The sequence below is a fragment of the Streptococcus caballi DSM 19004 genome (genome assembly GCF_000379985.1).
GTDB classification, from domain to species: Bacteria; Bacillota; Bacilli; order Lactobacillales; family Streptococcaceae; genus Streptococcus; species Streptococcus caballi.
Genome location: NZ_KB904121.1, coordinates 1 through 11,736 on the forward strand (window position 1 = coordinate 1; position 11,736 = coordinate 11,736).

14 protein-coding genes and 2 pseudogenes are annotated in these 11,736 nt (G+C 34.4%); all 16 read right to left on the minus strand.

Features of this window, described 5'->3' with window-relative positions; genetic code table 11:
- The coding region (locus A3GS_RS0110080; RefSeq protein WP_018364880.1) for a transposase at nucleotides 1-186 on the minus strand (186 nt) is incomplete at its 3' end.
- A 228-nt stretch (nucleotides 187-414) separates the two neighbouring features.
- A complete protein-coding gene (locus A3GS_RS11885; RefSeq protein ID WP_018365273.1) occupies nucleotides 415-828 on the minus strand; it encodes an HdeD family acid-resistance protein in 414 nt (137 codons plus the stop codon).
- Entirely contained in the window at nucleotides 828-1,454 is a 627-nt protein-coding gene (locus A3GS_RS0110090) for a TetR/AcrR family transcriptional regulator (RefSeq protein WP_018365274.1), read from the minus strand. The genes A3GS_RS11885 and A3GS_RS0110090 overlap by 1 nt, the downstream gene beginning before the upstream one ends.
- A 93-nt stretch (nucleotides 1,455-1,547) precedes the next feature.
- Complete coding sequence (locus A3GS_RS12810; RefSeq protein ID WP_018365275.1) at nucleotides 1,548-1,700, minus strand: hypothetical protein; 153 nt, start codon at nucleotides 1,698-1,700, stop codon at nucleotides 1,548-1,550.
- A gap of 19 nt (nucleotides 1,701-1,719) precedes the next feature.
- Nucleotides 1,720-1,866: pseudogene (locus A3GS_RS13355) on the minus strand (TMEM175 family protein); the annotation flags it as partial.
- Nucleotides 1,867-2,253: 387 nt separating this feature from the next.
- The gene (locus A3GS_RS11895) at nucleotides 2,254-2,847 is read right to left on the minus strand and encodes a magnesium transporter CorA family protein (protein ID WP_018365278.1); all 594 of its coding nucleotides are present in this window, start codon (nucleotides 2,845-2,847) and stop codon (nucleotides 2,254-2,256) included.
- 731 nt (nucleotides 2,848-3,578) lie between these two features.
- A complete protein-coding gene (locus A3GS_RS0110115) occupies nucleotides 3,579-3,911 on the minus strand; it encodes a PD-(D/E)XK nuclease family protein (RefSeq protein WP_018365279.1) in 333 nt (110 codons plus the stop codon).
- A 101-nt stretch (nucleotides 3,912-4,012) separates the two neighbouring features.
- Nucleotides 4,013-5,788: a DUF262 domain-containing protein gene (locus tag A3GS_RS0110120; RefSeq protein WP_018365280.1), complete on the minus strand. Its 1,776-nt coding sequence runs from the start codon at nucleotides 5,786-5,788 to the stop codon at nucleotides 4,013-4,015.
- 2 nt (nucleotides 5,789-5,790) lie between these two features.
- Nucleotides 5,791-7,107, minus strand: a complete 1,317-nt coding sequence (locus A3GS_RS0110125) for a DUF262 domain-containing protein (protein ID WP_018365281.1) — start codon at nucleotides 7,105-7,107, stop codon at nucleotides 5,791-5,793.
- A gap of 188 nt (nucleotides 7,108-7,295) precedes the next feature.
- Nucleotides 7,296-7,418, minus strand: a complete 123-nt coding sequence (locus A3GS_RS13205; RefSeq protein ID WP_018365282.1) for a hypothetical protein — start codon at nucleotides 7,416-7,418, stop codon at nucleotides 7,296-7,298.
- Between the two features lie 151 nt (nucleotides 7,419-7,569).
- Nucleotides 7,570-7,722, minus strand: a complete 153-nt coding sequence (locus A3GS_RS12820) for a hypothetical protein (RefSeq protein WP_018365283.1) — start codon at nucleotides 7,720-7,722, stop codon at nucleotides 7,570-7,572.
- A gap of 44 nt (nucleotides 7,723-7,766) precedes the next feature.
- The gene (locus A3GS_RS0110140; protein ID WP_018365284.1) at nucleotides 7,767-7,925 is read right to left on the minus strand and encodes a hypothetical protein; all 159 of its coding nucleotides are present in this window, start codon (nucleotides 7,923-7,925) and stop codon (nucleotides 7,767-7,769) included.
- A gap of 73 nt (nucleotides 7,926-7,998) precedes the next feature.
- On the minus strand, nucleotides 7,999-8,946 hold the full coding sequence (locus A3GS_RS0110145; protein ID WP_018365285.1) for a helix-turn-helix transcriptional regulator: 948 nt from the start codon (nucleotides 8,944-8,946) through the stop codon (nucleotides 7,999-8,001).
- A gap of 34 nt (nucleotides 8,947-8,980) precedes the next feature.
- On the minus strand, nucleotides 8,981-9,508 hold the full coding sequence (locus A3GS_RS0110150) for a hypothetical protein (RefSeq protein ID WP_018365286.1): 528 nt from the start codon (nucleotides 9,506-9,508) through the stop codon (nucleotides 8,981-8,983).
- A gap of 28 nt (nucleotides 9,509-9,536) precedes the next feature.
- Nucleotides 9,537-11,258: an AAA family ATPase gene (locus A3GS_RS13250; protein WP_338062741.1), complete on the minus strand. Its 1,722-nt coding sequence runs from the start codon at nucleotides 11,256-11,258 to the stop codon at nucleotides 9,537-9,539.
- A 51-nt stretch (nucleotides 11,259-11,309) separates the two neighbouring features.
- Nucleotides 11,310-11,405 (minus strand): annotated as a pseudogene (locus A3GS_RS13145) (DNA recombinase); the annotation flags it as partial.
- Nucleotides 11,406-11,736: the final 331 nt, after the last annotated feature.

The window sequence follows — 11,736 nt, forward strand, 5'->3', positions numbered from 1 at the left end:
CAGAACAGGGTCAAGACTAGGACGCCCTGTTTCATCGCTATAGCTATCTGCGACTAAGTCATAGATAAAGGAGAAGTCAATAGCTTCCTCTATTTGACGAAGGAGATGATCTTGAGGAACAAGGTCATCTAAACTGTAGAAACCAAATTGACCGCGTTTGTAGGCTGGGTTTTCTTTGTGTAACATAGCGACNCTCCCTCTGTTTATTAACTGGATTCCTATCTCTATTATATTACTTTACACATGAAAAAGCCGTTAGAAATAAAATTCTAACGACTTTGTCTTCATTCTGAGAGGCTCTATAGCCTCTTTTTATTATTTAATTTTGAAGAATTGTACAATAGCCACAACCCCTTGGTAAATAAAGACAAAAGCAATGGTGTAGCTGATAAACAGACCTGTCATCAATGGGTGTCACATCATAATCAAACCTGCAACAATTCCCAAAATTCCCAGCCATACAAGTGGTGTCCCAACAGACTTATCCGTTTTACGAACCTTGAAACCAACGATTGTTTTTGTGATACCATTTGTCAAGGCCCAGAGAGAAATGATAACTGGTACAAAAGTTACCATTTCAATAAAGCTTCCTGAGAACAAGGCAAATGCTAGGATGAGGGTGACAATACCTCCGAATAAGTTCCAACCATGCTTTTCTTCAGCTTTGAAGTACTGCACAATCTCAGAAATTCCCTGAACTGCAAAGACAATAGCAAAGATGAACGTCATAGAAGCCAGACTAATAGCTGGGTTTACTAGCATACGACATCCAACAAATATAGCAAAAACACCAGCAAGCAATAACAACCATTTCCAATTTTTCGACATTATTTTTCTCCTTTTTTAGAGGATTCGTCCTCTAGTATCCCATAAATCATCATATCCAAAACCTGTGACAACTGATGTTCATATCCTGAAACCAAGTCTGTCAAACTGCTGTTTGACGAAGTGGTTAGATAGTAAGAACGAAACATATCCTGAATCAAGCGGAGATAGGCCAAGGCTTGCTTTTCATCAATATGATTTTTGAGTTTGGATTCTGACAAGAGTTTCTGACAAATTTGTTCATTCAAGTCCAGAAAAACGGCCTTCTGTGGTGCAATGTCTGCTTCCAGCTCTTTTGGAGTCGCAATCATTGCCTCAAAGAATATGTGACTATGCTCTGGGTATTGCTGATAAAACCGGTGACGCCTTTCCATATAGTCAGCCAAGGAAGGCACTTGACCTTCCTCGCCCAAAAACACTGCCAAAGCTTTCTCAAAACTCTCCTGAATACAAGTTAGATAGAGGTCTGTTTTCCCTGAGAAATTATGATACAAAACACCTTTGGAGATTCCATCAACCTTACATAGTTCATTGATGACAAAGCCTGTGTAGCCTTTTTGAGCAAATTCGCTCAAGGCAGCTGCAATGATTTTCTCTCTCCGAAGTCTTGTTTTTTCTTCTTTTCTCATAGGTTCACCTCTACTGTCTTTTATTATAGACTAGTCGGTCTATAATGTCAATGTTTTACTTTCAAAATTCAAAAAACACTGGCAAAACCAGTGTTAAATTTCCAAATCCCGTCCTTTGATGAGACCGATGACATTGAAGGGAATCATACCAAACATGGCTGCCGGAATACTCCAGAGAGAAATGACCAGCAAAATGGACAAAATCAGGATATAAGAAAGCGTCCGTGGCCAAGGGTAGGCTGGCATATCATTGATTTCTCGTAAACTATAATAGAGCAATGGCCCAAAAGATGTTTAAGACAAAAAAGACCATCATCGGCGTTCGACTATCTGGAAAGTCTGCCATCCAAGCAAAAACGTAAGGAATAAAAGATTGAATTAACATCCAAAAGGCGTTGGACCAGAGTACCTTGCGATTGACATTCTCAGCATAGTCAAATAAATTGTGGTGCTGGTATCAAACACCTACTAAAACAACAAAGGTTCCTATATAAACCAAGTAGACTTGCCAGTTGACGAGCAAACCCTCAAGCGTATAGGTTTCAGGCTTTGGCAAGTCTTTGCTCCAACTACTCATCTGTCAAGATTTCAAATGTTACAAACATTTGATTGTTATAAGATTTTTTACTTTGGTAGGCCATAAGGACACCTCTTTCTAAATATTTCTTTCAAGTCTTTATCAACTTGATGATAGTAGTTTACTCCTTGTCCAGAAAAGATGAATGACAGTTGGTGCCTATCAATTACCATTTTACGCCCAAATGAGGGTCTCCCCTCAAATCGTCCTTTAAATCGATATTTACCCTTGGCGCCGCATGACTAATTTCAATACTTGTGCAATGATCAGCCACATTATAAGTGACATAATTATAATCCAAATCCACGCCTGTGACTCGTTTTGCCATGGCAACTGAACATTCATCCCAAAGAATCCTGTTATCACAGCTAAAACAGCGAGTAATATGGATATCATCGTTAATATAGTCAGGTTGCCATTCAAGTTATTGTTCAAGATATTATTGTAGGCACCAGACAATTGTTGAAGAATCTGAGAATCCAGCTGCGTCATGGTTGCTAGCTGACGGGCTTCAATTAGCGCATCGTCCAGTTCTTCCAGTTCAATGCTACCGAGTTTTTGAATATGTGGATGTTTCCGCAATTGTTCCAACACGAGAGCATTTTGATTTCCTGCCGTAAGTAAATAGACTAACCTAGTTTCCAAGTCAGACAGTTCTAATAGCAGTTGCTTGGTCGTCCTCTTTCTCAACTTAGCATTGAGCGTATCTTTATCACGATCCAATTGATCCAAAACAGGGAAAATTTCTTTGGAAGCAATCGTTAAGGCGATAAATTCAAGTATACGATTCCTCCCATCTAAATGATGGAGAAACACCTCAACTTACTTTATTTTAGCATTTTTTCTCTTCAGTTTAAATGCTATATTTTTCTTGTTACACTAACCATAACTCCTATTAGAGACTATAAGAATAACTTTTATTTTTACGATGAACACTGTTTTTTTGATTTTGTCAAAAATTGCTTGAAGTGGATTTTTCTATCTTGAAGTCAAAGCTTAATAAATTGCTGTTGATATAGGAATTCCAAATTTCTTTATTAATTCCTCTCCCACTCTTTTGATATTTTCGTATACTACTACATTCGCTGGTTCTTCTTTAGTCTTCGCTTTCTTCCATTTTCTTAACTACCTTTTATGAATTTGCATTTGTCTTTGAAATACTCGACAGTTTCAATTTTCATTGGATTGCTAAAAGATTTGAATTCACTATCACTATCATATCCTACAAACAGGTAGTGTTCAGACGAATTGAATGAAAAGAGATTGTTGATTTTATACTACAAAAAATTTAAAATTATAGTGTAAAAGCAACGAAGAGGATTTTGGCTATAACAATGGAGTATGTAATTCGGTTAGTGTCACCTCTCTCTCGTAGAAGAAAATATTACACTCTATTAAATGCCTATTATAATAGTTTGATGATTTGAAATCTGACACTTGGTATTTATTGACTAATCGTGATATAAAAATAAAAATGATATGCTAACATTTGTACAATTTGTTCACATATCATTTTATATTTCAACATTAAAGCACATAACAGAAGGCTAGTATTTTTTTAGTTGAGACTGGACTAGATCACTGGATATATCATGCCTATCATTAATACCGTTAATGCTTGATTTTATTTTATTCTCTATTACGATAACATTATTTTTATCACAAATAAGTAGATCAATATTTTTCTTTTCTCTCTCAATGGTAAAATCAGTTTGTATTTCGACTGATAAGACTTTTTTTGCAAACCTAGAAAATGCGATTCTATTTATATTAAAAAAGTAAGCAAACATATTTGAAAAAGCGAGTTCACTATCTTCCTGCCTGATTATATTCAAGAAATTAAAGTACGGGTTGGTTTGAGGTTCTACTACTTCGGACATTACTTGCGTCGTATTGGATTCTTCCCACAAATCTTCGTTTTCAATTAATTTGAAAAATCAATAAGACAGAGCTTTTTATTACTCTTATCGTTCAACGGGTATTAATCAGACCTAAGAATCTTAAACATCTCGTCCTGATGTTCGTGTGCCAATTTTTGATCCCAAATATTGTTATTTTGTCTCATCATTTCAGCCATGATTTTCAGCTTCAAACTCTGCGCAATTATTCCTGGGTTTGAACTAGCTTTGCCAACAGGCGTTGCATTATTAAACGTTGAATTACCGGAGACCGTAATTAAAGCCAAATTTCCAAAGCAATTCGAATCATCATTTTCCCAAGGTGCCAACTCAGTTGGATTTTGCGGATAGAAATGTTCAATAGAACTTCTGAATTGAAATTGCCAGTCACTCGATAATGGCCGTATAACTTCATGACCATTGAATGAATAGCCATCTCTATAAATCAAATAATCTAAGTATGTAAACACAATCCGTTCAAATCCAAATCCAGAAGCCGTTTCATACCCACTTGTATCAACTTTTGACTGTGCATAACTTTCAAGAATCTTCATAATATCAGCATTTTCATCATTAAAATAGCTTGATAAGACTAATGAAATCCAATGCATTGTTTTTGGAGATGTGTATGTTATACGTAAGGCAGATTGTAAGGTTCGAATCTGTCTATTTTTATTATCTTCATCTCCACCAAACGTTCCGATATATTTTGGTTTATCTGTTCTAGCATCTCGATATTTTTCGAGCCTTTGTAATGACCACTTTCCTGTTTCTTTATAGTCACGCGCAAATTCACGCTTTAACACATATTTGTCGAATATAACGCGTGCTTTTAGCATCATGAATAGGAAGTGCTTAGACGAGGATTCATCCGCCCAATTATTCTTAAGATTAATTAAAAAATTCTTGTCATCCAAGCTTGAGTCGTCGTCCTCATTTGATCTCAAAATAGCTTCATTGACTTGTAATAAGAAGTTCGGGAAAGAAATAATTGACTCAAAACGTTCATTCTCTGTGTTCTCATTTGACACGGATTGGCTATTCGGTATCCCCTTACCACAAAGGATTTCCTCTAGTGTGAAAATTTCTTCGTTTACTATCTCATTTTGATAGCAACAGGATAATGAATCAAAGTCAACTATTTGCTCGGACAAGCTACTCCAATCATTGCTAAAAATCATCTTCCGTTTGTCTTTAGGATAATTCATTTGAATGTAGGAGTCCATGTTGGAGCAATATTCCCAGATATCACTAGCGATTTTCTTGTCTATTGGTGACGTTATTTTTGACAAAATATTTGCTTTGGCAATCTCATGTAATTCGAGTTGCTCACCACGGGTATTCATAATTTCAAAATAATGGTTCAAATCAATTTTAGTGGGTACTTGAACACGGATAAGATTCACTTTCTCCAAACGTTTGATGATTTTTTCTTTTTCTGCTTTCAGACCTGTCTTCTCAAAATAATCATCAATAATTTTATAGCCCTTTTTAATTTCTGAAGACTGTAACTCATCAGTTAATTGATTTGTATTTGGTAATGTTGCTAGCGTTCTATTCGCCTTATCTCTAGCTTCAAAACGTAATGCATCATTAGCAAACGTAATACCTAAATATCTTTCTAGTAAAAATAAAGTCGTCAAGCGTTGTTGCCCATCAATGACTTCATATACGTTATTATCCTTCTGATTGACGATTAAATTACCTAAAAAATAATCATCTTCAGTGCTCATAATATCTTCGATTAACTGTTCAATTTGATCAGATTCCCATGCGTAATTTCGTTGATAAATTGGAACCTCATAATGAACATCAGAAAATATTTTTGAAACTGGTATCATTTTTAAATGATTGTCCATGATTACCACCCATTCCATTGTTTAATTAATTCGTAAATTGCTTTGTAGCTACTACTTTGAAGGTCGCTCTCTTCTATACTTTCCAAGAATATGGATTTCAATTCTTGCGGGTCATTCATTTCACTCATTATTGAAAACACATCTTTACCCAAATTAATCCGATCATGTTGCCCAATTGCATACTTATTTATAGTTTGTGGATAAATAGCCTTCATTCGTAATCTTAATGAATAACACCAAGTGTATAGCTGATGCATGACCGATTCATCGATTGTTTCAAAACCAAACCTATCAGCATAAAATAGCAACGATGCTTCATAAAGTTGTTTTATGTAAATGTCACCCGTTCGCTTATCCGGCACTTCTTCTTCTTTTTTATGGTAACTATCAATTTTATTTTTGACTTGTTCCAATAAAGCTGAATAATGCAAGGTCCACTCAAAGAAGCGTTTTCCGGCAATAATTGGTTGCGTCAGCTGAAATTGGTTTAATTCCCCGGAACTGAGCAATTCGCTTGAACCACTCGAATTAACTTGTTCAATGAAAATATTACTGGCTTTATGATAAATCGCATAGTTATAAGTATTAGATTGCTTGATTCCTTTGAAATACTGAATTTTATCAGATGAATAATGTAACCCATCCCTGTTATTAAACCATCGAATGACTGGATACAAATAATTTCTAAACAAATCCTCAAGAGCATTTTGATCCGTATCTTCCCAATCAGAAATCAACCTGATTTTTAACTGCTCAGAATCTCGAGACATTTCTCTCAAGTGGTACGATTTCAATAAATCATGAGGCTTGAGTGCTTTTCCACGTGAATTTTGTGAATCAAAGAATTGAAAGGCCTCCTGCTCACTGTCTGTCACAATCTTTACAACAGTACAATTTTTTTCAAGAAACTCTTTATACTTTCTTTGTTCTTCCTTGGTAAGTTCATTCACTCTCTTTTGGAGCAATTTATAATTATTGTAAATTGCATCACGAGATGAAGGTTTATAATTTTCACTCAGAAGTTTTTGGCTTTTTTCACCAAGCACATAGAGTAAAATGGATAAGGTTGTAGTCCGTTGCTGTCCATCAACTAGATTATAATCGTAATGTTGGTTGTTATAATTCAATGCCCTATGCAAAATGACCGAACCTAACCTATACTCATCAATTCCTAACTTATAAGCTCCATAGGTATCTGCAAAAAGGGTATTGGTTGAACTAGATGACCAACGATATGGACGTTGATAATCTGGAATCTTTAAATCTATTTTCATCAGTTCATTTACACTGATGATTTTTAGTTCTTCTTGAACTAGCATCAAAATACTTTCCTCCTTTTTGATTTCTAGTATCGTCACTATAACACATACAAACTTTTTATATGTCCGTCATTATTAATCACAGGACATCAGAAAGAATACAAACCTGATATCCAAAGAAAAAACTGAATGCATAAAAATATTAGCAATCCTAAGTAAAATGTGTATCTTGTAAAGTTGAAGCCTTACTATCTTTTCTTTTCAACACTAGCGTTTGGAATATTTTTTGCATAAAATTCAGCTGATTGTTTGTCGTAGAAGCCTTGAGCAATCATATTCCCAAACTGATCAACAACGATCCATTCTTGCATGCTACTAATCTCCTTTCTATTTTAGTAAAATCTATTTAAAATTTCATTAAGTTTCTGAAACCATACTCGTTGTTAGTCCCTATTGTAATCGTTCCTGTAGTTTGCTGCAAACCTCCAAACTTTTTGGGTCAACAGTTGATGTAATAACCAACTATTTTTTGTTTTCTTCAATCAGCATTGCGAGTTGCTCTTCAAGAATGTCATCTTTTGGCATTAGATTCAAATCATCAATTAAGATATAGTCAAATTCGGAATTTGTAAGATTTTCTACTAAATGATAGGTTAATTTTTCTGCTGATAACAAGGTTACCTTATTTTGTTCAGATAGTAGGGCATTGTTTGTAGCATTTAGTAGATGAGTTTTCCAACTTTTTCATCACCGAATATATAAACCAGATTGTAGTGATTCTTATCCTTAATAACTGTCTTTAACGCTGCTAAAGCCCAAGCATTTCCATCATTGACCGAAAAATTCTCAAATGTCTGATTTTCAAATATAGTTTTCATATTAGTTCTCATTTCTTTTTGATATATCAAGTATATTATATCATGTGGACAATTAATGTCCATGTTCGCATTTTTATTTATATTTTTTTTGCATGTTCTTAATAATATCTTGCATATCATTTACTAAAGATTGAGGTGATAAAACTGTCAAAGCATCTGCTTGACTCAACAACCATCGTTTCAATCCTGGTGTGTCTTGACTGATAAATTCAATCACAGCTCCGTCTGGTGTATGTTCAATAATCCTAGCGGTTGGAAACTGATCCGTTACAATGGTTGGGTCATAGGCAAATTGAACTCTAATCGTCAACTCTCGTCCCATAAATGGATCAACGCGTTTGTTCCGTACCTCTCCATCACGAAACTTCTTCCCATAAGAAATCTGCGGTTTCTTTTCCGTAGATACTTTCCAATCTAAAATTCTATCCAGTTTTAAGGTCATGTACGATTCGAAAGTTAAATTAAATGCCACAACATAAAAATAATGTACATCATAGTATAGGGATACAGGAAGAATGGTATGCTGCTTTTCACTATTGTAAGGCGATTGATACCGAATCTCTAGAACAAGCTCTTTTCGTATTATTTCCGACCATTCCCAGATTTTATCAATTCGATTTTGAGTATCAGACAATGGCGCATAATTTAGTAGTTCACTCGCAATAATTTGATAAACCTCTTTTTGTTCCTCTTTAGAGATTAAGGCTAACAAACTATCAATTAGAGACTTATTTTCGTCTTTGTTCAAAGAACGGTTTTCTAATAAAATCTTTGATATCACTAAAATATCCTTTTTATTAAATAATGATTTCCCTTTTAGATAACGTGTATGGTATTTCGCATCATAGGCAAGCTCCGCTGCAACTATAGGCTGAGATTCCAAGTAATGACCTAATAGAGAAAAATCTCTCTGTATTGTTTTTTCACTAACTCCAAACTCATCTGCTAACTGTAACTTAGAAAGATGAGCACCTGATTGCAAACGTAGAAAAATCGTTAGTAAGCGTTCTTGATCGTTCATATTTACCTCAATTCTTAAAAAAATTATAACATCTCTAACAGGTTAAATTCAATAAACTCCCTTGATAAAGTATCTGACTAAGTGGATCATTTGAATTATCAAAGTTGGAGCCAGTGATTAATAATTTTCCTCCATTTTCCAAATAATCTTTCAAAAAGTTTGATATTCTTTTCTGAATCTTATCTGAGCAATTGTAAAATACGTCAATATCTTCAATAATAACAAGATCAAATACTTCAAAAAGAGCGTTATTATGAGTTAATTCAAACACAAGACTTACACTTGTTGTATGTTTGACTTTTTTAGACGTTTCAATAAAGTAGCATTCCAGATATTCAATAATATTACTTTTCAACTCATTTCTGTCTGAAATCACATAGAGTAATTGGCTGACAAACTTTTTTAAAGGTAGTTCAAAAAAGTGTTGCAATTCTCGATTGATACTATCAAAGGGGTTCTGCAACTTAATATCTGAACTCAATTTCCGATAAAGTAAATCAATATATATTTCCAAGACCTCAGTATCTTTGAATGTGACTTGCTCTTTAATAGTGTTTTTCATTATATTTTCCTTTCAACAATCATTGTTTTTAGTATCTACCAAATCCTATTGTTCGATTAAAATTATGAGATTTTAGTTCGAAGTTTTCCAGAGCCCTCTCAATATCCTCTAGTGTCACTAGACTCAAACTCTCCAAACTTGCCAAATGACTATTCTCCATATTGATAACCCTCTGCGCCTGGCAAACAATAATATGGTCAACAAGTTTTCGGACATAGCGAGCATTCCCAAAATGACTGTCGGGTTTTAGCTCTGAAAAGTGATGGTATAGTTTGTTCTTGCAGTCATCCGTCAAATGATATTGTTTTCTCGAAATCATTAGTTCGAAGATAGCAAAGAGTTCGTCAGAAGAGTAGTCTTCGAATATGATTTCCTGAGATACCCTAGAAGATAGACCTGGGTTTGTATCGAGAAACTCCTTCATCAAATCCTCGTAGCCCGCAAAAATAACTAAGACTTCATCTCTCCGATTTTCCATCTCCTGAATAATTGTCGCAATAGCTTCATGTCCAAAATCTTTTTCGTGCCTAGGAATTAAACTGTAGGCTTCATCAATAAAAAGAACACCACCTTTAGCTTCATCAAATACGTTTTTAACTTTGGGAGCAGTACTACCAATATACTCTCCAATTAGATCCGCACGGCCTACTTCCACCAATTTATCTTCTTGAATGATCTTGTTATTATACAAAATCTTTGTATAAAGTCTTGCAACTTCTGTCTTTCCTGTACCAGGATTTCCAGAAAAAACAAGATGATGGTTACTAGTTTCGTTGATAACTCCATGCTGTTTTCCTAGATAGTTGACTTTATTGAAAGCTATTTGCTGAGACAATAAATTTTTGACTGCTTTCAATCCTATCAATTCTTGCAAAATATCCTCTGGCTTCTTACTCAGTCCGATCTGACTTTCAGGAGAGATCAAAAAATTTTCTAAATGTATCTCCTTATCCTCAGAAGGATCAAACCCACTTTGGACAGCGAACTCGATAATCTCTTGAACAAATTGTCGAATATCTTTTGCGTTGTTTATATCCGACTTTTTTGATTGAGCCCTTCTAAAATCATCATCGTTGACTCGAATCATTTTCTTTGCTAGCATCATCCTACCAATAGAAGTTAGCTCATCTTGCTGATAATCTGGGAAAGGAACAATTGAAATCCTATAGGTTGTTTCTGACAGCTCTTTTTCAATTGACTTCGCCTCTTCAATATTATTGGCCAAAAAAATAGCTAATGTGTGACCCTCATGTTTGCGTAAACTGTCTAAAAATTCGATTTTTGGCCTTGATCTTGCTGAGAAATAATCATAGACCACAGGAAAATCTTCCGTTGTAATTTTAGGAAGGAAAAACTCTTTACAGTTCGCGACAACTGCTCGCAGACCAAATAAAGATTCCAAGAATTGAATGGCGAATTTTCGACCTGAACCTTGTTCACCTGTAAAAATATAAAAATGCCTTTGTTTCTCGTGACTATCTATTTTATCTTGAAATGATAGATAGGCGACTAGTTCTTTTACTGCATTTTTAAAATCGGTCAAACCAATAATATTATTCAATTCCTCTAACTTTTCAGTGTTAGGCTTCATCATTGAATACTGTGTATCATTACGACTATTGAGTAAAAATTTGATCAGGTCACCACGATAACTTTTCTCAAGTTTTTTTAAAAAATCCGTTTCCGTCAACGCCTCAAACTTATCCATATAAACCTTTTTCTCAAAAACACTGCTAAATTTTTCAATCATTTCTCTCCGACTGTAATCATCTTGCGTAATTAGATAACATGTTTCGTCTTCCTTGATAAGTAGCCAACGATTTGCTTTCACAAAGTCTTCTGTTTGTTGTTTTAAAAATTCATCAGGATTTTTTAACTCAACCTCAAAATATTTCATTTTGCATTCCCTCATATCATTTATTGATAATTTAAGTTTACAAAATAGGATGGACATAATTTGTCTACTATTAGAATTTCATAATGAAACTTATTAATTGGAATAATTTCTATAAATGAGTACTTATTCCCGAGTAATTTTTATGCAACCATATCAATAGAACACAAACACATTTATAGCTCTCAATATTACAATATAAAAAGCCCTTGAAACCAATCACATTCAAGGACTATTTATCGTTAAGTTGTAACAATAAAATTCTAATAAATTCCCTAATTCAAACCCTACTTAAGTTTAATTGATTAAATGGTTACGTTTCTATTCCCTCAAA